Source organism: Sulfurimonas sp. (assembly GCF_029027405.1).
GTDB lineage: Bacteria > Campylobacterota > Campylobacteria > Campylobacterales > Sulfurimonadaceae > Sulfurimonas.
Genome location: NZ_CP093396.1, coordinates 2,410,370 through 2,429,717, shown reverse-complemented (window position 1 = coordinate 2,429,717; position 19,348 = coordinate 2,410,370). Strand labels below are relative to the sequence as shown.

At 31.3% G+C, this 19,348-nt stretch carries 23 protein-coding genes; 22 read left to right on the top strand and 1 reads right to left on the bottom strand.

Annotation, left to right across the window (positions count from 1 at the left end; all coding sequences use genetic code 11):
* Nucleotides 1-18 precede the first annotated feature (18 nt).
* From mqnP to MOV42_RS11700, 21 genes are all read left to right on the top strand, one after another.
* A complete protein-coding gene (gene mqnP, locus MOV42_RS11800) occupies nucleotides 19-879 on the top strand; it encodes a menaquinone biosynthesis prenyltransferase MqnP (protein ID WP_324171376.1) in 861 nt (286 codons plus the stop codon).
* Nucleotides 876-1,391, top strand: coding sequence for a hypothetical protein (locus tag MOV42_RS11795; protein WP_324171375.1), 516 nt, complete (start codon nucleotides 876-878; stop codon nucleotides 1,389-1,391). The genes mqnP and MOV42_RS11795 overlap by 4 nt, the downstream gene beginning before the upstream one ends.
* Nucleotides 1,388-1,909: a hypothetical protein gene (locus MOV42_RS11790; protein ID WP_324171374.1), complete on the top strand. Its 522-nt coding sequence runs from the start codon at nucleotides 1,388-1,390 to the stop codon at nucleotides 1,907-1,909. Before MOV42_RS11795 ends, MOV42_RS11790 begins: the two co-directional genes overlap by 4 nt.
* 12 nt (nucleotides 1,910-1,921) lie before the next feature.
* Entirely contained in the window at nucleotides 1,922-3,085 is a 1,164-nt protein-coding gene (locus MOV42_RS11785) for an FtsW/RodA/SpoVE family cell cycle protein (protein ID WP_324171373.1), read from the top strand.
* Between the two features lie 14 nt (nucleotides 3,086-3,099).
* A complete protein-coding gene (gene murG, locus MOV42_RS11780; RefSeq protein ID WP_324171372.1) occupies nucleotides 3,100-4,131 on the top strand; it encodes an undecaprenyldiphospho-muramoylpentapeptide beta-N-acetylglucosaminyltransferase in 1,032 nt (343 codons plus the stop codon).
* 29 nt (nucleotides 4,132-4,160) lie between these two features.
* Nucleotides 4,161-4,472, top strand: coding sequence for a nucleotidyltransferase domain-containing protein (locus tag MOV42_RS11775; protein WP_324171371.1), 312 nt, complete (start codon nucleotides 4,161-4,163; stop codon nucleotides 4,470-4,472).
* Nucleotides 4,465-4,806 (top strand): DUF86 domain-containing protein, encoded by a 342-nt coding sequence (locus tag MOV42_RS11770; protein ID WP_324171370.1) that lies wholly within the window; start codon nucleotides 4,465-4,467, stop codon nucleotides 4,804-4,806. Before MOV42_RS11775 ends, MOV42_RS11770 begins: the two co-directional genes overlap by 8 nt.
* A 22-nt stretch (nucleotides 4,807-4,828) precedes the next feature.
* Entirely contained in the window at nucleotides 4,829-5,971 is a 1,143-nt protein-coding gene (locus tag MOV42_RS11765) for an McrC family protein (protein WP_324173029.1), read from the top strand.
* The gene (locus MOV42_RS11760; protein WP_324171369.1) at nucleotides 5,968-7,329 is read left to right on the top strand and encodes an McrB family protein; all 1,362 of its coding nucleotides are present in this window, start codon (nucleotides 5,968-5,970) and stop codon (nucleotides 7,327-7,329) included. The genes MOV42_RS11765 and MOV42_RS11760 overlap by 4 nt, the downstream gene beginning before the upstream one ends.
* Nucleotides 7,329-7,931: a DedA family protein gene (locus tag MOV42_RS11755; RefSeq protein WP_324171368.1), complete on the top strand. Its 603-nt coding sequence runs from the start codon at nucleotides 7,329-7,331 to the stop codon at nucleotides 7,929-7,931. Before MOV42_RS11760 ends, MOV42_RS11755 begins: the two co-directional genes overlap by 1 nt.
* On the top strand, nucleotides 7,931-8,386 hold the full coding sequence (locus tag MOV42_RS11750; RefSeq protein WP_324171367.1) for a DUF420 domain-containing protein: 456 nt from the start codon (nucleotides 7,931-7,933) through the stop codon (nucleotides 8,384-8,386). The genes MOV42_RS11755 and MOV42_RS11750 overlap by 1 nt, the downstream gene beginning before the upstream one ends.
* A gap of 27 nt (nucleotides 8,387-8,413) precedes the next feature.
* Complete coding sequence (gene bcp / locus MOV42_RS11745; RefSeq protein WP_324171366.1) at nucleotides 8,414-8,881, top strand: thioredoxin-dependent thiol peroxidase; 468 nt, start codon at nucleotides 8,414-8,416, stop codon at nucleotides 8,879-8,881.
* Nucleotides 8,882-9,057: 176 nt separating this feature from the next.
* Nucleotides 9,058-9,837 carry a 30S ribosomal protein S2 gene (rpsB, locus tag MOV42_RS11740; protein WP_324171365.1) on the top strand — a complete coding sequence of 260 codons (780 nt, stop codon included), beginning with the start codon at nucleotides 9,058-9,060 and terminating at the stop codon, nucleotides 9,835-9,837.
* A 2-nt stretch (nucleotides 9,838-9,839) separates the two neighbouring features.
* Entirely contained in the window at nucleotides 9,840-10,892 is a 1,053-nt protein-coding gene (gene tsf, locus MOV42_RS11735) for a translation elongation factor Ts (protein ID WP_324171364.1), read from the top strand.
* 97 nt (nucleotides 10,893-10,989) lie between these two features.
* On the top strand, nucleotides 10,990-11,634 hold the full coding sequence (locus tag MOV42_RS11730; protein WP_324171363.1) for an ABC transporter ATP-binding protein: 645 nt from the start codon (nucleotides 10,990-10,992) through the stop codon (nucleotides 11,632-11,634).
* Complete coding sequence (fliR, locus tag MOV42_RS11725; RefSeq protein ID WP_324171362.1) at nucleotides 11,634-12,398, top strand: flagellar biosynthetic protein FliR; 765 nt, start codon at nucleotides 11,634-11,636, stop codon at nucleotides 12,396-12,398. The genes MOV42_RS11730 and fliR overlap by 1 nt, the downstream gene beginning before the upstream one ends.
* 55 nt (nucleotides 12,399-12,453) lie before the next feature.
* Nucleotides 12,454-14,001 (top strand): DNA topoisomerase IV, encoded by a 1,548-nt coding sequence (locus MOV42_RS11720; protein WP_324171361.1) that lies wholly within the window; start codon nucleotides 12,454-12,456, stop codon nucleotides 13,999-14,001.
* Entirely contained in the window at nucleotides 14,001-14,627 is a 627-nt protein-coding gene (gene gmk / locus MOV42_RS11715; RefSeq protein WP_324171360.1) for a guanylate kinase, read from the top strand. Before MOV42_RS11720 ends, gmk begins: the two co-directional genes overlap by 1 nt.
* 64 nt (nucleotides 14,628-14,691) lie before the next feature.
* A complete protein-coding gene (gene tatA, locus MOV42_RS11710; protein ID WP_324171359.1) occupies nucleotides 14,692-14,928 on the top strand; it encodes a twin-arginine translocase TatA/TatE family subunit in 237 nt (78 codons plus the stop codon).
* A gap of 3 nt (nucleotides 14,929-14,931) precedes the next feature.
* Entirely contained in the window at nucleotides 14,932-16,527 is a 1,596-nt protein-coding gene (gene argS / locus MOV42_RS11705) for an arginine--tRNA ligase (protein ID WP_324171358.1), read from the top strand.
* Nucleotides 16,528-16,586: 59 nt separating this feature from the next.
* A complete protein-coding gene (locus tag MOV42_RS11700; protein ID WP_324171357.1) occupies nucleotides 16,587-17,777 on the top strand; it encodes a cation:proton antiporter in 1,191 nt (396 codons plus the stop codon).
* A gap of 5 nt (nucleotides 17,778-17,782) precedes the next feature.
* On the opposite strand, the gene MOV42_RS11695 is transcribed toward MOV42_RS11700, so the two are convergent.
* Nucleotides 17,783-18,463, bottom strand: a complete 681-nt coding sequence (locus tag MOV42_RS11695; RefSeq protein WP_324171356.1) for a L,D-transpeptidase family protein — start codon at nucleotides 18,461-18,463, stop codon at nucleotides 17,783-17,785.
* A gap of 53 nt (nucleotides 18,464-18,516) precedes the next feature.
* Between MOV42_RS11695 and MOV42_RS11690 the strand changes: the two genes are divergently transcribed.
* A complete protein-coding gene (locus tag MOV42_RS11690) occupies nucleotides 18,517-19,140 on the top strand; it encodes an acyl-CoA acyltransferase (RefSeq protein ID WP_324171355.1) in 624 nt (207 codons plus the stop codon).
* Nucleotides 19,141-19,348: the final 208 nt, after the last annotated feature.

Sequence of the window (19,348 nt, the reverse complement as noted above, 5' to 3'; positions counted from 1 at the left end):
ATATTTTAAGGTAAATAGTTGCAAAAATATATAAATAAATTAAAAGATTTTAATGAACTTGTAATGTTCGAACACTCTATATTTTCTCTTCCCTTCATCTTTATTGCTATGATTGTAGCAGCAGATGGCTGGTTTGGGTTTTGGCTTTTACTGATGGGAGTTTTAGCTGCTGTTAGTGCTAGAAATTTTGCTATGGGTGTAAACCGTTATGCAGACAGAGATATAGATGCCCAAAATCCTAGAACAACTTCAAGACCAAATGTGGATGGAAGGTTAGATTCTTTTAGTATTTTAATATTTATAGCTGTAAACGCTTTTGTTTTTATAGTAGTTGCATATATGATAAATGATTTAGCACTCTACTTAAGTGTTCCCATCCTTTTTGTCCTTAGCTCTTATTCCTATTTTAAACGGTTTTCTCATTTAGCACATCTTATTCTTGGCATCTCTTTAGGTTTAGCTCCTATTGCTGGTGTAGTAGCAGTTCAAGCATCGATACCTGCTTGGTCAGTTATACTTAGTTTAGGTGTTATATTTTGGGTTGCTGGATTTGACTTACTTTATTCGCTTCAAGATATGGACTTTGATATAGATAATAAGTTACATTCTATTCCATCAAGATATGGCTCAGATGCAACTCTTTTTATCTCTGCATTATTCCACTTACTTAGTGTTATTTTTTGGGCTTTGTTTGTTTGGGTTGCAGGTCTTGGTATTTTTGCTTTTAGTGCAGTTATCTTAAGTGCGATTATGCTCTCTTATGAACACTACCTAGTTAGAAAAGATTTCACAACAATAGACCGTGCTTTTTTTACTGTAAATGGTTACTTAGGCATAGCATTTTTCATATTTATAGTTTTAGATAAGGTGTTTGCATGAGTATTCGTTTAGTACCTGTTCCAATCAGTTTAGTGTATAGTGAAGCGTCACTAGATAAAGAAGAGTATTTAAGAGAGTATGCACAGTTAAGTGAGAGTGATGATGACCCGATAAGTCAATGGTTAAAACTTGCTAAAGGAAGAGGTGAAACTTCTGATACCGACCCTGTTTTACTAAACCTTGTTGTAGAATTGCATAGAAAGATAGATGCCTTAGAGATGTTTTTAAAAAATGAAATCCCTAAACGAATATCACTAAATCATGAAATAAAAATAGAGTCTATTGGTTTTGATCATTTTAAATTAGAAGCAGATGTTTTAGAAGTTGGAGTAGAATATTATGGACGGGTTGAAATGCCTGTTCACCCAAAAAGAGATGTTGCAGTTTTTTTTAAGGCACTTGATTCATCATTAGTTGAAATAACAAAAATACATGATAGAGATGAAAAAGAGTGGGGGGTCTATTTGACAGCAAGGGAGAGAGTACTTATTCGTGAGGCGAAAGAAAAATGAATTATACAGAGTTTATAAATATCGAGTATATTGTAGTTGCCATGGCAGCTATGATTTTATATCTTTTATATTATGTTTTTTCAAAAGATTCAGAGTTCAATAAAAATATCCACTCTGTCGCATCTGTTGTTGAAGAATTAAACAGAGATATATATTACTTAAAAAAAGAGCTTGAAGGGACAGCAAAAAATATTAAAGATAATAATAGTAGAATGAGTGATGAAAACATTTATGAAGAGGTAGAAAGAACAGTGTATGACATGGTAAGCCCTCTTTCTCTTGGTCTAAAAAAACTAGAAAAAACTCTTCATGATATGGATGGACAAATGAATTCTCGTATGGCATCTTTAGAAAATGGGGTAAAACAAATCTCTATTCCAACCTCAGTTCATGGAAATGATGATGAAAAAATTATCTCACTTTTTAAGCAAGGAGTTTCTCTGGAAACTATCTCTAAAGAGCTACATATCTCAAAAGCAGAAGTTGAGTTTGTTTTAAAAATAAATAAAATTAAATAGGCTTGTTTACTTATGGCTGATAGAAAATTATTCTTACTTGTATCTATGTTAATTTTAATTAGTATAGTTCTTACTTACTCTTTATCAGCATATACAACACTTCTTTTTGGAGTTAGTGAGTTTCATTTCGCTATAAGACAAGCTTTTTTTGGTTTTATGGGAGTTATAATAATTTGGTTATTAGCTCAACTTGATCCTGATAAATGGTTGGCACCTATTGGTTTTATGCTTTTTATAGGTTCAGGAATTTTAATAATAGCGATGCCTTTTTTATCAGAGTCTTTAGTCTCTGCTGTTGGTGGAGCAAAAAGATGGATAAAAATTTTTGGATTTTCCCTTGCTCCAGTTGAGTTTTTTAAAGTTGGTTTTGTTTATTTTTTAGCATGGAGTTTTTCAAGAAAATTAGGACACCATGCTGGCATGGGAATAGGAGCAGAGTTTAAGCGTTTTATTCCTTATGCACTTGTCTTTGTATGTGCTATGTTTATGATAGCTTTTGTTCAAAATGATTTAGGACAAGTTGTAGTTCTTGGCATGACACTTCTCTTTATGTTGATGTTTGCGGGGAGTAGTTTTAGATTTTTTTTCTCACTTCTTTTTATAGCTTTAACTTTTTTTCTGTTTTTTATTTTTACTGCAGAACATAGAATCACTCGTATAAAGTCATGGTGGGCGTTGGCTCAAAACAGTGTATTAGAACTTTTTCCAGCTACAATAGCAGAAAAATTAAGAGTTCCAACAGAGATAGAACCATATCAAATAGGACACTCAATAAATGCAATACACAATGGTGGAATGTTTGGTACAGGTTTGGGTGGAGGAACTTTTAAACTTGGCTTTTTAAGTGAGGTTCATACAGATTTTATTTTGGCAGGTTTAGCAGAAGAGTTTGGTTTTTTTGGCGTGTTATTTGTAGTTATTTTATTTATGTGGATACTACAAAGAATATTTAAAATTGCAAATCGTTCAAAAGATACAAGCATCTATCTATTCTCACTTGGTATAGGACTCTTACTATCTTTTGCTTTTATTGTAAATGCTTATGGTATTAGTGGAATCACCCCTATTAAAGGTATCTCGGTTCCATTTTTGAGTTATGGTGGTTCAGCGATGATTGCGGCATCTATTGCTATTGGTATGGTACTGATGGCATCTAAAAAAGCAGACTTAGAGTAGATGGAGATAATTTTATGAAACTTTGCATTACAGGTGGTGGAACTGGTGGTCATCTTATGATAGCCGAAGCTCTTGTAATAGCGGCCAAAAAAGATGGGCATGAAGTAATTTTTGTAGGTTCAACTAAAGGACAAGATAAGAAATATTTTGAAAATTCTACTCTTTTTTCTGAAGTTTATTTTCTACAAACAACAGGAGTTGTAAATCAAAAAGGTGTTGGTAAAATAAAAGCACTTTTTAAAGTATTTAGTGCCTTTATAAAATCAAGAACTATTTTAAAAGAACATAGTATAGATGCTGTTTATAGTGTAGGTGGTTTTTCAGCTGCACCAGCATCACTAGCTAGTATTTCTATGAGAATGCCTCTTTTTATACATGAACAAAATGCTGTAAAAGGAAGGCTGAACTCACTTTTAAAACCTTATGCTAAGAGATTTATAAGCGCTTATGATGAGGACTCACCAATTAAAGGCTATCCCGTTAAAGATGTGTTTTATAAAAGTGCAAGAGTTAGACAAAATTTAAAAACAATTATATTTTTAGGTGGCTCACATGGAGCAAAAGCTATAAATGACTTAGCTTTAAGTGTAGCATCTACCCTTAACGAAAAAGGCATAAAAATTATTCATCAAGCAGGTGAGAGTGATTATGAGAGAGTTAAAAAAGAGTATGAAAATTTAGGAATTAGTGTAAAGCTTTATGGATTTACAACTGAGCTAACAAGATTGATTCAGATTTCTGACTTGGCAGTTAGTCGTGCAGGGGCGAGTACCCTATGGGAGCTTACAACAAATGGTTGTCCTGCTTTTTATGTGCCATATCCTCACGCTGCATCTGATCACCAATACCACAATGCAAAATTCATACAAGAAAAAGAACTTGGTTGGTGTGAAAGAGAAAGTGAAGATTTAAAAGATAAATTCTTAGCTATACTTGATGAACCATTAGAACATAAAAGTAGAGCCCTAATCCAGTATGGCAAAAAAGATGTGGCATTACAGATGATACGAGATGTCCAAAAAGTTAATTCTGATAATTTGCTATAATGTACAATATATTAGTATGAGGTGTTAAAATGCAAGATATAAATATTTTAAATAAAATAAAATCTTTAAAAAATAACTTTATTAATGATGGTTTTGTTATAGATGGAGTTTTTGGCTCATACGCAAGAGGAGAAAATACACAAAATAGTGATGTAGATATTTTGTATCATCTTAATGATGTTTTTTTTAAAAAATATAGTGGATTTATAGGCTTTAAAAAACTAGATGAAATAAAAAAACAAATAAGTAAGTCATTAGATAAAAAAATTGACTTAGCTCCTAAAAATAACCTTTCAAAAACAGCAAAAAAATATATTTTAGATGAAGTAGTTTATGTCTGAAAAATCATTACAAGCTAAAATAGATTTTATAGTTGAGATGATAGAAAATATAGAAGAAATAGTTAAAAGACATGAGGGTATTGTAAAAACTTTAGAAGATTTTGAAGGTCAAATGGCAGTTTTAATGGGACTGTCACAGATTGGCGAAACACTAAAAAAGTTTGATGATAAAGTTGTAGAAACTTATGATTTAAAAGATGATAAAGATGGAGCATATTATACAAGAAACTATATTGTTCATGATTATGAAGGTGTAGATTTAGGCTTTATTGAGAGTATATTAAGAGACTATTTACCGACGTTGAAAAACAAGATTTTAAAGATTGAACTATAAAACTAAAGTTTATTAATTGAATATGCTTGAAAATATCATTTATGAGTATGAAGAGATACCCCGTGATTTAAACAAATATATTCAAGTAAATGAATCTTTGCATCAGTATTTTCGCCAAGACTGGCAAAAAGTAAAAGCGACTCAATATTGTGGTATCTTAAATCATGGTGACAAAGATTATTACATACTCCCTAAAATAGCAAATCATGACAGTAAAAAAAATCTAAATATTTTTATATATATGCTTATGTATGTTTACGATGTAAAACTATTAAATGAACAGACAGCATCTAGTGAAAACGAACCTCATGAAATTTTAGAAGTTTTTATTCAAATGTTTATACAAAATCTTTTTAAAGAGTTTCAAAAGGGCATCTATAAAGAGTATATAACTGAACAAGATAATCTTACAACTTTAAGAGGTAAGTATCTTATAAATGAAAATCTAAAATACAACTTTACTAAAAATAAAATATACTGTGAATATGATGAGTTTAGTCAAAACAATGAACTAAACCAATTCTTTTTATATGCTATAAAAACCTTAATAAAGTTTGCTAAAAATAAGAAGTTATTAAAGCAGTGTGAGTTGATACTTGATGAGGTAGATGCAAAGAGTTTTGATATTAACAAAATAAATATTCATTTTAACAGACTAAACAGTAGATACAAAGACAGTTTTGAGTTTGCTATACTACTTTTAAATAAGTTTGTTCCTACATTTGAAAATGGTAAAAAGAGTTTTGCATTTTTGTTTGATATGAATGTTTTGTTTGAGAAGTTTATAGGTAGAATTTATAAAGAAATAGATGCTACAACAGAGTTGCAAAATGAAAGAAATTTTGGAAGTTTAAAGTTAAGACCTGACATCATTATAAAAAGTAAAAATCTTATAATTGACTGTAAATATAAAGTAATAAAAAATGATAAAATAGCATCTCGTGAAGATAGATATCAGATGTATGTTTATGCTAATAATTTTGAAAATATAGATGCTACTATGCTTCTTTATCCTAAGCATCTGGATGAAATAGATAAGACAATAGTTTTGGGTGAGAATGATAATAAGGTGGAGTTGCAGATGAAGAGTGTTGATTTGGATTTTTATGGTGGGTATTATGAGTATATTGAAGAGATTAGAAACAGATTGGAGAAGATAATATGATTAATTTAAATGGATTTGGAGAGTATTTAAGAAAAATTGGTTTCGTAGATAATTCAATAAGTTTTTATACTTCTCATATTACTACGGGTTTAGCAATATTAAATGAAATTGAAGAATTTTCTACCCTAGATGATATAGAAAAAATAAAAACATTTGCTAATAAAGATAATAACTATCAAGAAATTTATGACAATCATCATGATGGTGGAGTTGCTACATTTTCAGATAATAGAAGTGTAGCAATGAGATATAAATATTATTTACAATATTTGCAAGTTATAGATACAATGAAAGATTACAATAATAACCCCGATAATTATCCATTAAATAATGCTCATATTTTTTATAAAGTGTTTGATGATAATTTATATCCAGTTAAATCAATATGTAAAGATAATTTAGAAATATTGGAATTAGAAGATGACTTTAGAACTAGCGGTGGAAGAGTCATATTAAAAAAGATTTTTAATAAACAAGGTCAAGAAAACTTAACTATTGTTGATAAAAATACAATAAATAATGAAGTATTGCTTAACAAATCAACAATAAATATTGAAAACATAATCCTATATGGTGCTCCAGGAGTTGGAAAAACTCATAACTACCAAAGATTAATAGCTATGATAGAAGATGGAAGAAGTCAAAAAGAGATATTTGATATTATTTCAAAAAATGAAAAAGTAGAACATGATAGTGAAATTTTTAAAACTATAAAAGACGAAAAAAGAGTAGAGTTTGTAACTTTTCATCAAAGTTACTCTTATGAAGATTTTATTGAGGGATTTAGACCCAACAATAATGGCATCAAACTTGAAGATGGAGTATTTAAAAACCTTGTTAATAAGGCTTTAGAAAAAAGCGATAAAAACTTCTACATAGTCATAGACGAAATAAACAGAGGAAATATTTCTAAAATATTTGGAGAGTTAATTACTCTTATAGAAGAAGATAAAAGAGATATATATGAAGTTACTCTGCCATATTCTAAAGAAAATTTTTCAGTTCCTTCAAACCTTTACATAATAGCCACTATGAACTCTACAGATAAATCTATAGCTACAGTTGATATAGCACTTAGACGAAGATTTACATTTTTAAAGATGAAACCAAATTTAGAGTTAGTTAAAAATACAGATGCCAAAGAACTAATGGAAAAACTAAATGAGTTTATAGGATGTAAAGAAAATTTGGGTGAGGATTATATGCTAGGGCATAGTTATTTTATGAAAGTTCAAAATAGTGAAGATTTAGAGTTTGTTAAAGAATACAAAATTAAACCACTTTTAGAAGAGTATTTTTATGCCGATGATGATAAGCTTCCAAAAGTATTAGCTATGCTGACAAAGGAAAATAATTAATGATAAAAGAGTTAGCACAAACAATAGTAGATTTGATATTTGACTGGGGTTATTTAGGCATTTTTTTATTAATGGCAATAGAAAGTTCATTTATCCCTTTTCCTAGTGAGATAGTTCTTATCCCTGCTGGTTACCTAGCATCTAAAGGTGATATGTCAATATCTATGATAATGATAAGTGCTTTAGGTGGTTCATTAGTTGGAGCTTTTATAAATTATTATCTTGCTCTTACTTTAGGAAGAAAAATACTAAAAAGATATGGAAAATACTTTTTTATAAAAGAAAGTGCCTTAGATAAAATGGATGATTTCTTTGCTAAACATGGACATATTTCTACTTTTATAGGAAGACTTATTCCAGGGATTAGACAGTTGATTTCTATACCTGCTGGGCTTGCAAAAATGAACCTAATTGTATTTTCTACTTATACTGCTTTAGGTGCTGGCATCTGGGCATTAATACTAACAATGTTAGGATATTTTATAGGTGAAAATCAAGAGCTGATAAATACATATTTAAAGCAAATAACCATTAGTGTAGTTGTTGTTTTACTATTTCTTGGCTCATGGTATGCTTACTATCAAAAACAAAAGGCTAAATAATGAACTATATGTTTGAAACTGGATTTTTAGGTACACGTGCTCCATTTTTTATGGATTTAGTAACTCTGATAGTTTCACTTTTGCCTCTTCTTGTTGCAAGTGCTATCTATTTAGCGAGAAATAAAAAGTATAAACTTCATGCTTATTCACAAGTGTTTATTTTTGCATTTTCTGTGATAGTTTTAACCTATTTTGAAATAGGAGTAAGAATGGGCGGTGGCTTTGACTTTTTTATGAAAGAAAGTCATGTGTCACACAATTATGCACTTATAGTTTTGATTTTTCATATTATAGTATCTGTTATAACTCTTGTTATTTGGGCTGTAACTATTTTTATGGCAAAAAAACAGCTACTACTAAACAGACATAAAAAAGCTGGACTACTAACCTTCTTGGGAGTTGTAATGACTTCTCTAACAGGGATTTGGGTCTATTTTTTAATGTTTGTCTATTAAAATTAAAAAGTATAAAGGAATAAAAAAATGTTAAAAATTGATGAAAAAGCACCGGAATTTTGTCTGCCTAACCAAGATGATATAGAAATATGCTTAAGAGATTTAAAGGGTAAGTGGATTGTTTTATATTTTTACCCAAGAGATAATACTCCTGGATGCACAACTGAAGCTTGTGAGTTTACAGATGCAGCCCCTGATTTTTCAGACCTAGATGCAATTATCTTAGGTGTTAGTGCAGATAGCACAAAAAAACATCGTAATTTCATAGAAAAAAGAGAGTTAGGCATAACGCTATTAAGTGATGAAGAGACTACAATGATGCAAGAGTATGGTGTTTGGCAGTTAAAGAAAAACTATGGAAAAGAGTATATGGGAATTGTTAGAACGACTTTTATAATTAACCCAGATGGAATCATAAAAGCTGTTTTTGAAAAAGTAAGAGTTAAAGAGCATGTTGCAAAAGTTCAAGCAGAGTTAGAGAGTCTAAAAGCTTAAATTAAATAATAATTGAGTATAATTCGCGGATTTTTCTTATGCAAACGCATAAAAAAACATTAACAGATTGTGTCAAAAGTTAGTGCGACTTCCTCTTTAGGATAGACCCGTCCGACATCTTCAAAGATTAACTAACAAAACTCTTCGCACGAAAAATTGCGATTTAAGGATTACCTATGGTAACTATGAAAGACTTATTAGAATGTGGTGTACACTTTGGACACCAAACTCGTCGTTGGAACCCGAAAATGAAAAAATATATATTCGGTGTTCGTAAAAATATCTATATTATTGATTTACAAAAAACTCTTCGTTATTTCCGTAACACATATACAATCGTTATGGACGCAGCTGCTGAAGGGCAAACTGTATTATTCGTAGGTACTAAAAAACAAGCTCGTAACTCTGTAAGAGATGCAGCAATCGCTTGTAACATGCCTTATGTAGATAACAGATGGTTAGGTGGTATGCTTACTAACTTCCCAACTATTCAAAAATCAATCCGTAAACTTGATATTATTTCTGAGATGCAAGAAAATGGTCAAATTGATTTACTTACGAAAAAAGAAGCTCTAATGCTTACTCGTAAGAAAGTTAAACTTGAAGCATATTTCGGTGGAATTAGAAATATGAAAAAACTTCCAGATATGTTATTTGTTGTAGATGCAGTTAAAGAACACATCGCTGTTTTAGAAGCGAGATGCCTTAATATTCCTGTTGTAGCTCCACTAGACACTAACTGCGATCCAGATTTAATCACTTACCCAATTCCTGGTAATGATGATGCAATCCGTTCAATTCAACTATTTTGTCGTGAAATGACAGCTGCAATTAATGAAGGTAAAGCTCTTAGAGATGCACCTGCAGAAGAAGAGCAAGTAGAAGAAGTTGCGAGTGAAGAAGTAGCAGTAGAAGCTGAGGCAACTGAAGTACCAGCTCCAACAAAGGAAGCGTAGTCATGGCAGTTACAGCAGCACAAGTTAAAGAACTAAGAGCAGCTACAGATGCTGGTATGATGGACTGTAAAAAAGCGCTTGTTGAAAACGATGGAAACATGGAAAAAGCAACTGCATGGTTAAAAGAAAGAGGTATTGCTAAAGCTGCTAAAAAATCAGCAAGTAGAATTGCTGCTGAAGGTCTTGCAGGATTAGTAATTGCCGCTGATTTTTCTAAAGCAACTATTATAGAGATTAACTCTGAAACTGACTTTGTAGCTCAAAATGAAGGTTTCCAAAATCTTGTAAAAGATTCTGCACAAGAAATTTACGATAATCAACCTGCTGACGTAGAAGCTTTTAATGCTTCTCCTTTTGGTGAATCATTTGCTACAGCTGTAACTAAGATTGGTGAAAAGATTGAACTTCGTCGTTTTTCTACTCTTAATGCTGACGCTACAACTGCACTTAATGGTTACATTCACTCAAACAGCAGAATAGCTGTGATTATCACTGCTAAATGTGATAGCGAAAAGACTGCGCAGGGAATGATTCCATTTCTTAAGCAAGTTGCTATGCATGCATCTGCTATGAAACCTAGTACATTATCTTACAAAGATTTTGATGCTAAGTATGTAGAGAGTGAAACAAAGGGTCGAATTGAAGCTCTTAAAAAAGAGAATATTGAACTAGCTCGTTTAAAAAAATCAGAGAAAAATGTACCTAAATATATCTCTATGATGCAATTAACTGATGAAGTTATTGCTCAAGCTGAGACTGATATAAAAGCTAAATTGAAAGAGCAAAATAAACCAGAAAAAATCTGGGATAAAATTGTACCAGGTCAAATAGCTCGTTTTATCTTAGATAATACAATGCTAGACCAAGAACAAGCTCTACTAGACCAACAATATGTTTTAGATGACAAGATGACAGTTGCACAAGCTACTGTTGCCGCAGCTAAAGCTCTTGGTGGAACGGCTAGTATTACTGAATTTATTCGCCTTGAAGTTGGTGAAGGAATCGAGAAAAAAGAAGACGACTTCGCAGCAGAAGTCGCTGCTCAAATGGCTTAAGCTAATAGCTTAATCCTTTTCTTTTTATAAAAGGATAGGACTTATGTTCTAGCCTTTTTTTTGCAATTTTTTATCTAAACTTGCTATAATCTTTTTTATGAATCTATTATCAGCTAAAAATATTTCACATACTTTTGAGTATGAACTATTTTCCAACCTATCAATTGAGTTAGAAGAAAAAGAATCTATTGCCATTATTGGTATTAGTGGAAGTGGTAAATCTACATTTTTGCATATACTCTCAACTCTTTTAGTTCCAGATAGTGGTAGTGTAACTATATTTGGTGAAGATATTTTAAGCATGAGTAAAAAAAAATTAGCTCAGATGAAACGCGATAAGCTTGGCCTTGTTTTTCAATCTCATTATCTTTTTAAAGGTTTTAGTGCTTTTGAAAACTTGGAAGTAGCAGCGATACTATCAAATCAAGAGATTGATGATGAACTTTTAAAAAAATTAAATATTTATGAGGGTATAAATCAAAAAGTAACTGAACTCTCAGGTGGTCAGCAACAAAGAGTTTCTATTGCTAGAGTTTTGACTAAGCAGCCTCGTATTTTATTTGTAGATGAACCAACAGGAAACTTAGATAAAGTAACTGCAAACGAAGTTATGAATATTTTTTTTGAGTATATTGAAAAAAATAGTGCAGGAATGGTACTTGTGACACACGATGAAGAGTTGGCTTTTAAGTGTAAAAAAGTTTATAGACTTGAAAACAAAGAGTTAATCAGGATAGACTAATGACATGGCCTAGTATTTTTACCGATACATATATAGTTGGTTTTATTCTTCTATTTTTTCGTTTTGCCGCACTTTTTATAGCAACACCAATTTTTTCACATAAAAATATTCCTCCAACAATAAAAGTTTCAATGGCTTTTTTCTTTACTATTGTTTTTTACTCATCTATGCCACCTTTAGAGATTGAAATAAATATAGCTAGTATAATTCTTGCGATACTAAGTGAATTATTTTTCGGTTTAGCAATAGGAATAATATTGCTTTTATCTTACAATGTAATAACTTTTGCAGGTGGAATTATATCTTTCATGATGGGTTTTTCAATGGCAAGTGCAATTGATCCACAAAGTGGTGTTTCGATGCCAATTATTTCACAATTTTTGTCTTTGATGGGATTAATGGTTCTTTTATCAATCGACCTTCACCACTGGATGCTACTATACATAAACAAATCATTAAGTGCTATTCCCTTAGGTGGATTTTTAATGACAGAGAATCTTTTTAACTATATAATACTAGCGGCTTCAAACATGCTAGTAGTAGGTTTTATGATAGCTTTTCCAATCATTGCTTTAGCATGGCTCGCAGATATTATATTTGGTATGCTTATGAAGACAATGCCTCAGTTTAATCTACTTGTTATTGGGTTTCCTATTAAGATTATGGTGTCATTCATGGTTCTTATTGCAACCTTTGCTTCTGCAATGTTAATCTTAAAAACACAAATGCAAGAGGCTTTTAATTATTTAGAGATGCTTTTTTAGTTTTTTTTGATACAATAATGTCAATAAACTCAAACTTCTAAAAAAAGGAACTAATGTGAACATATTACTTTTAAATGACAATCCAGTTGTAACTAAACTTGTAACACTAAGTGCACAAAAAACTTCAGATAAACTAGAAATTATAGAAGATATAGAAGATATTAATGAAAGTATATGTGATTTGTTTGTGATAGATGATACTTTTTATAGTGAAGAAGTAATGAATAAGGTTCAAAGTAAAATAAAATACAATCAATCACTCTACATATGTTCAAGAGATGCAAAAGAAGCTTTAGGATTTAGTGTAGTCTTAAAAAAGCCATTTCTACCAACTGACTTAGTAGAACTTTTTGTTACTTTTGCTCAAGAAGCAAGTACAATAGACCTTGGTGCTATAGATGAAAAATCAGAAGAAGAAAAGCTTCAAGAAATTGAAGAAGAATTGGATTTAAAATCTTTAGATGAAGTTGAGATTGAAGGTGAAACTGAGTTAGATGATATTAAAGATTTAGATGATGCAATAGAAGATGAAGAAGATATTGACTTAGAGTTGGATTCTGATCTTGATGAGTTATCTTTAGATGAAGAAGATGATATAGGGGAAGGTGTTTTAGATAAAGAAGAGCTACAGGAAGTACAAGAACTTTTAGAAGAGGAAGATGATTTAGAAGAACTTGATGAATTTAAAACTGATGACTTGAATCTTGATGAAGAAGAGCTTGAACTTGAGGACAAAGAGGAACTTGAAGATGATGAGTTAATCCTTGATGAAGAGGAGCTGGAAGAAGAGCTTGAACTTGAGGACAAAGAGGAACTTGAAGATGATGAGTTAATCCTTGATGAAGAGGAGCTGGAAGAAGAGCTTGAACTTGAGGACAAAGAGGAACTTGAAGATGATGAGTTAATCCTTGATGAAGAGGAGCTGGAAGAAGAGCTTGAACTTGAGGACAAAGAGGAACTTGAAGATGATGAGTTAATCCTTGATGAAGAGGAGCTGGAAGAAGAGCTTGAACTTGAGGACAAAGAGGAACTTGAAGATGATGAGTTAATCCTTGATGAAGAGGAGCTGGAAGAAGAGCTTGAACTTGAGGACAAAGAGGAACTTGAAGATGATGAGTTAATCCTTGATGAAGAGGAGCTGGAAGAAGAGCTTGAACTTGAGGACAAAGAGGAACTTGAAGAAGTAAATTCAGAAGAGTTAAGTAATGAAGAAGTAGAACCTACAGAAGAACCTCAAGAAGAATTAGACATAGAAGCACAAATACAAAGTGCGGTTTTAGAACTTAGTGAAGAAGATTTAGAAAGTGAACTAGATGCAGATACACTTTTAGATATTGCTATCAGTGATATAGATGGATTAGACACATTAAATGAAAAAGATATAAAGCTGGCAATCGGTGAAGAAGTTATTAATGAAGTAGCTAATGAAAGTATACAAGACACAATAAATGAAGCCGAAGCTGTGAAAGAGATAGTTGAAAGTTCTAGTGATAATGGAACACAAGCACTTAAAAACCTTCTTAAAGCTCTTTCAAATGAAGATGTAGCCGCTTCTCTTAAAGGCATGAAAATTAGTATAAATATAACAATAGGCGATAAATAGTGAATAATAATAGCGGAGCAATTTTAGTTCTCTCTGGCCCAAGTGGCGCAGGTAAAAGCACACTTTTAAATAAAATTATAAACGATATTGGAGAATCATATTTTTCAATTTCAACAACAACTCGTAAAATACGCGAAGGTGAAATAAATGGAGTTCATTACCATTTTGTTAGTGAAGAAGAGTTCAAGCAAGATATAGATGATGAGTTTTTTTTAGAGTATGCTTTTGTGCATGGTAACTACTATGGAACATCTCTAAAACCTGTAAAAAAAGCGTTAAAAGTTGGTAAACTTGTTATATTTGATATAGATGTTCAAGGTAATACAGTAGTTAATAATCGTCTTGGTGATATTACAACTTCTGTTTTTATCTCTCCTCCAACACTTTCAATTTTAAAGTACCGTCTTGAAGCTCGTAAAACTGACACCCAAGAAGTGATAGACAGACGAGTAAGTATGGCTAAAAAAGAGATACAAAGGATTAGTGAGTACGACTATTTAGTGATAAATGATGAGTTGGAAATAGCAGCCGAAACATTAAGAACAATTGCTAAAGCGGCAAGACTAAAAGTTCCTATGCAAGATATAAATGAGTTTGCTCAAAGATGGGAAGATATAGAAGAATAAGAGTAGTTACAGCAAATTATAGCTATACTACAAAACTTAATTTTAACATAAAAAGGAAATAAGCATGGGCATGCCTGGTGGAACAGAACTATTAATAATATTTGGAATAATTATACTTTTATTTGGTGCAAAAAAAATACCTGATTTAGCAAAAGGTCTTGGTAAAGGAATAAAAAACTTTAAAAGTGAGATGAAAGAAGTAGATGAGCCAGAAGTTGTAACAACTGAAGCTCCTAAAAAAGTAGAATCAGGCGAAGAAGTTGCATCTACTGAAGCTCCGAAAACTACTACACAAGCATAATTCTTGAAACAACGAGTATCGGTGCTTTTGCGTGAAAAGTTTGGTCGTGAAGTTGTTTTAGAGAAACCAAAAGACAGGTCTTTTGGGCATTTTGCTACTCCAATTGCTTTTTCTTTAGCTAAGGAACTTAGAAAGTCCCCTATGATAATAGCTGAAGAATTGGCATCTTCATTTAATGAATCTGAAATTTTTTCTAGTGTTGAGTCTGTAAAAGGTTATTTGAATTTTCGTCTGAGTGAAGATTTTTTAAGCGAGTACAGTACTTGGGCATTAGACAATCCTTCCAATTTTGGTAAACAAGATAAAAAATCTAAAATTCTTTTAGAGTTTGTTAGTGCAAACCCAACAGGTCCGCTTCATATTGGTCATGCTAGAGGTGCAGTTTATGGCGATACATTATATCGTTTAGCAAAACATCTTGGATACGATATAACAGCAGAATACTATGTAAATGATGCTGGAAATCAGATTGATTTATTAGGTCTTTCTATACAACTGTATGGTCGTGAAAATATACTTAAAGAGAAAGTGGATTACCCTGAGAGCTACTATCGTGGAGATTATTTAGAAGCTTTAGCAAAAGGCGCAGTTGATAAGTTTGGCATTAAGATTTTAAGTGATGAAAATCGTCAAAAAGAACTTGCACTTTGGGCTAAAGATGGAGTAATGGAGATAGTTGTAGATTCGCTAGCTAACTTAAATATTCACTTTGATACTTTTGTAAATGAGTCATCTCTTTATAATGACTGGGATAGAGTTATGCAAAAGATGGGTGATGGCATCTATAAAAAAGAAGATAAAATTTGGATAGCATCTGAAGCTAAAGGTGATGATAACGACAGAGTTGTAGTTCGTGAAGATGGTCGTCCAACTTATTTAGCTGGAGATATAGTTTATCATAACCAAAAGTTTGAACGCGGATATGAGCATTACATAAATATTTGGGGTGCTGATCATCATGGTTATATTCCTAGAGTAAATGCGGCAGTTGAGTATCTTGGATATGATTCAAATAAACTAGAAACTCTACTATCTCAAATGGTTTCACTTCTTAAAGATGGTGAGCCTTACAAGATGAGTAAGCGTGCAGGTAATGTTATTTTAATGAGTGATATTGTTGATGAGATAGGCTCAGATGCTCTTCGTTTCATCTTTGCATCTAAAAAGTCCGATACAGCATTAGAGTTTGATTTAGCTGAGTTTAAAAAACAAGATAGTTCAAACCCTATTTTTTATATACAGTATGCACATGCAAGAATTCAAACTATTTTGTCAAAATCAAACTTTTCAAAAGAAGATATTCTTAAAAGTACACTAAAAGGTTTAGATGAAAACGCAGATACACTTTTGTTTGACGCACTTTTACTACCTGAAGTAATTGAAGATGCTTTTAGCTCTCGTCAAGTTCAAAAGTTATCTGATTATTTAAAAGCATTGGCCGCGTCTTTACATAAGTTTTATTATGATTGTAAAATTATCGGAAATGATGATGAAGCAAAACTTTTAAAACTTCTTTTAGTTGTAGCACTTTCACTAAAAACAGGACTATCTATTCTTGGTATAGAAGCTAAAGATAGTATGTCTAAAGAGGAAGAGTAGTTTTTCTTTCTTAGTAATTAGAAGTATATACATAAACAAGAATTTATATGCATGATAATATGTCAATAATTATTATAACACTAGTTGTTTTAGGATATGGATACTATTCTAAATTTTTGCTTGGTTTAAACATATCAGGTCCTATGGTTTTTACAGTAATAGGGGTATTCCTTTCTCCTATAGGTATTGATTTGGTAGAAATAAATTTAGATACCCATATAATTACAATTGTTGCAGAAATTGCTTTAGTAATCATACTATTTTCAGATGCTTCAAGCTTGAAACTTAGTGAATTGAAATCTGAATGGAGCATACCTTTTAGATTGCTTTTCATAGGGCTTCCTCTAACCATAGCATTCTCAACATTTATAGCTACTATTATATTTACAGATGAGTCTATTATATATCTTTTCTTAATGGCTCTACTTTTAGCTCCCACTGACGCAGCATTAGGTAAAGCAGTAGTATTAGACAAAAGAGTCCCGCAAAAAATAAGAGATAGCATTAATATAGAGAGTGGTTTAAATGATGGAATAGTCTTTCCTATGCTATTAGGTGTGATAGCCCTAGTAACACTAGAAAAAGGTATTTCAAGCGATATAAATTGGTTTATATATATAGCACAACAAATTATATTTGGCGCAGGAATTGGTGCTTTAGTTGGATATATAAATGCACTTGTATCTACTAAAACGATGAATAAAGATAGAGTCGAATCCGCTTATAAAAATTTAATTCCAGTGGCTATTGCTGTATTTGCTTATTACAGCGCGGAGTATTTTGGAGGAAATGGTTTTATAGCAGCATTTTTCGCAGGTATATTTTTAGGAAATTACAATAAAAAGTTACGAGGTAATGTTGAAAACTTTGTTGAGAGTGAGAGTGAACTGTTAATTTTAATTAGTTTTATGGTTTTTGGACTTACTTTTATTCCTCAAAATATAGAATTTATGGATTTTAAGGTTTTACTCTACTCTCTGTTGAGTTTAACTGTACTTAGAATGATTCCAGTTGCTATTAGTTTAATTGGGGCAAAGTTAAATCTTGCGACTGTAGCTTTTATAGGTTGGTTTGGACCAAGAGGAATAGCATCTATTCTTTACATTTTTATTGTTGTAGATGAGGTGATTTCCATAAAAACACATGAGACTATTTACGCAGTTGTAACGCTAACAATCCTTTTAAGTATTTTTTTACATGGTTTAAGCACTAGACCATTAATTAGTTTGTACAGTAGAAAGAATAAATAATATCTCTAAATAGGAAGTTCGGGGTAAAGTTTTTTTACCTCTTCAAGTGAGCTTTTAGGTATTTGAATCAAGGTTGGATTTTTACTCTCATCTAACCACTCTACAATCTTTTTCATATTTTTAAAACTCATAGAAGTGCAGCCTACAGTTGGAGCATCTATACTTTTTTGAACATGTAAAAATATACATGAACCTGCTTGTTTTTTTTGTTCTTGATTATGTCCAACTACAACTCCTAGCTTATATTGAATATCTTTTCTTCTCATGATTTCAAAACTTTTTGGTTTGTTTTTTGGCATCTGTATGATTTGGTTATAAAATTTTGAGTGTGAATCATCAACACAAATTAAGTTTTTTTCTAAATGAGTATATTTTAACTTAGATTTTCCATTTTTGTCGTATCCAAAAGTATTTGTTAGTTTAAAGATACCTATTGGTGCTTTTTTGTCGCCTTCTTTTTTAACTATACTTTGTTCACTTTGTTTTAAAATTATCTCGCCTAAACCGAAGCCTAAGCCATTCTTACCAAGATTCACATCTATGGTTTTAAAGACTTTTTTTGCATCTTCATAACAGGTTAGTTTAGCTTTAGAATTAGTATAATTTTTACTAATAACTAAGATTATTTGTTGTGAAGAAAATAGAAAATTTTGTAAAATTACTAGGATTAAGAAAGTTTTTATCATAATATATGGTACTATTACTATTATATGAATTTAATTAAAGAGTGAAAATAGTTATGAGCATAAAAATAAAAAAAGCACAAAGTACAGATTCGCCTTTTTTAGCACAGATGATTTTACAAAGCTCTCGTGCTGATAAACAGTTTGGTATATTTGATTTGATTTTTGGACATCAAGATGATAAGAAAACTCTAGAAAATTTAGAGAAACTGATACAAACTAAAGCAAAAAATCAATGTCATTTTAGTAATTTTTTAATTGCAGAGATAGATGGTGAAGATGTTGGTAGTCTTTGTAGTTATGAACCTAGAATTTCTACTACAAAAACATTCTTAGATGCCCTAGATGAAATAGGTTGTTCAGATGGCAATAAAATCTTTTTAGAGATTCAAGAAGCTTGTGATTTTGAGCTAAATACTAGAACGCTGGTTTTTGATTTTATGGAAGAGTTGGAAGGTTACATGGATGTTGGAGTTTTAAAATCTCTTATGCAAAAAAGCCTATTAACGGCAAGGTTGAAAGGCTATAGAATAGTTCAGTCTATGGTAGAAATAGGCTCCTTAGAAACACTACTTTATTATAAAAAACTAGGCTTTAAAGAAGTGCAATATAAAGAGTGTGAACTATATAGAGAAAAGTTTGGTAGAACAGGTTTAGTTCTTTTAGCACTAGAGTTTTAATATAGAAACCTCAATATTATCTATATTTCCCTCTCTTCTTGCGATAGTTCTAGCACTTTATACTAGAAGTGTATTAGTATCTCTTTTTAGCGGTATTTTACTCGGTCTTATCATAATAAATGATTTTGATTTTTTAAACTCTTTAGAATCATTATTTTCCCTATACATAACGCTATTATCAAAAGCTTGGATATTAAAAACTTTAGGT

Coding starts and splice junctions, on each gene's coding strand:
- MOV42_RS11790 (WP_324171374.1), top strand. CDS start 1,388: ATGAATTATACAGAGTTTATAAATATCGAGTATATTGTAGTTGCCATG.
- MOV42_RS11690 (WP_324171355.1), top strand. CDS start 18,517: ATGAGCATAAAAATAAAAAAAGCACAAAGTACAGATTCGCCTTTTTTA.
- fliR (WP_324171362.1), top strand. CDS start 11,634: ATGACATGGCCTAGTATTTTTACCGATACATATATAGTTGGTTTTATT.
- MOV42_RS11755 (WP_324171368.1), top strand. CDS start 7,329: ATGATAAAAGAGTTAGCACAAACAATAGTAGATTTGATATTTGACTGG.
- MOV42_RS11770 (WP_324171370.1), top strand. CDS start 4,465: ATGTCTGAAAAATCATTACAAGCTAAAATAGATTTTATAGTTGAGATG.
- MOV42_RS11785 (WP_324171373.1), top strand. CDS start 1,922: ATGGCTGATAGAAAATTATTCTTACTTGTATCTATGTTAATTTTAATT.
- MOV42_RS11760 (WP_324171369.1), top strand. CDS start 5,968: ATGATTAATTTAAATGGATTTGGAGAGTATTTAAGAAAAATTGGTTTC.
- rpsB (WP_324171365.1), top strand. CDS start 9,058: ATGGTAACTATGAAAGACTTATTAGAATGTGGTGTACACTTTGGACAC.
- MOV42_RS11750 (WP_324171367.1), top strand. CDS start 7,931: ATGAACTATATGTTTGAAACTGGATTTTTAGGTACACGTGCTCCATTT.
- tatA (WP_324171359.1), top strand. CDS start 14,692: ATGGGCATGCCTGGTGGAACAGAACTATTAATAATATTTGGAATAATT.
- MOV42_RS11765 (WP_324173029.1), top strand. CDS start 4,829: ATGCTTGAAAATATCATTTATGAGTATGAAGAGATACCCCGTGATTTA.
- MOV42_RS11700 (WP_324171357.1), top strand. CDS start 16,587: ATGTCAATAATTATTATAACACTAGTTGTTTTAGGATATGGATACTAT.
- MOV42_RS11695 (WP_324171356.1), bottom strand. CDS start 18,463: ATGATAAAAACTTTCTTAATCCTAGTAATTTTACAAAATTTTCTATTT.
- MOV42_RS11730 (WP_324171363.1), top strand. CDS start 10,990: ATGAATCTATTATCAGCTAAAAATATTTCACATACTTTTGAGTATGAA.
- MOV42_RS11775 (WP_324171371.1), top strand. CDS start 4,161: ATGCAAGATATAAATATTTTAAATAAAATAAAATCTTTAAAAAATAAC.
- MOV42_RS11795 (WP_324171375.1), top strand. CDS start 876: ATGAGTATTCGTTTAGTACCTGTTCCAATCAGTTTAGTGTATAGTGAA.
- bcp (WP_324171366.1), top strand. CDS start 8,414: ATGTTAAAAATTGATGAAAAAGCACCGGAATTTTGTCTGCCTAACCAA.
- murG (WP_324171372.1), top strand. CDS start 3,100: ATGAAACTTTGCATTACAGGTGGTGGAACTGGTGGTCATCTTATGATA.
- tsf (WP_324171364.1), top strand. CDS start 9,840: ATGGCAGTTACAGCAGCACAAGTTAAAGAACTAAGAGCAGCTACAGAT.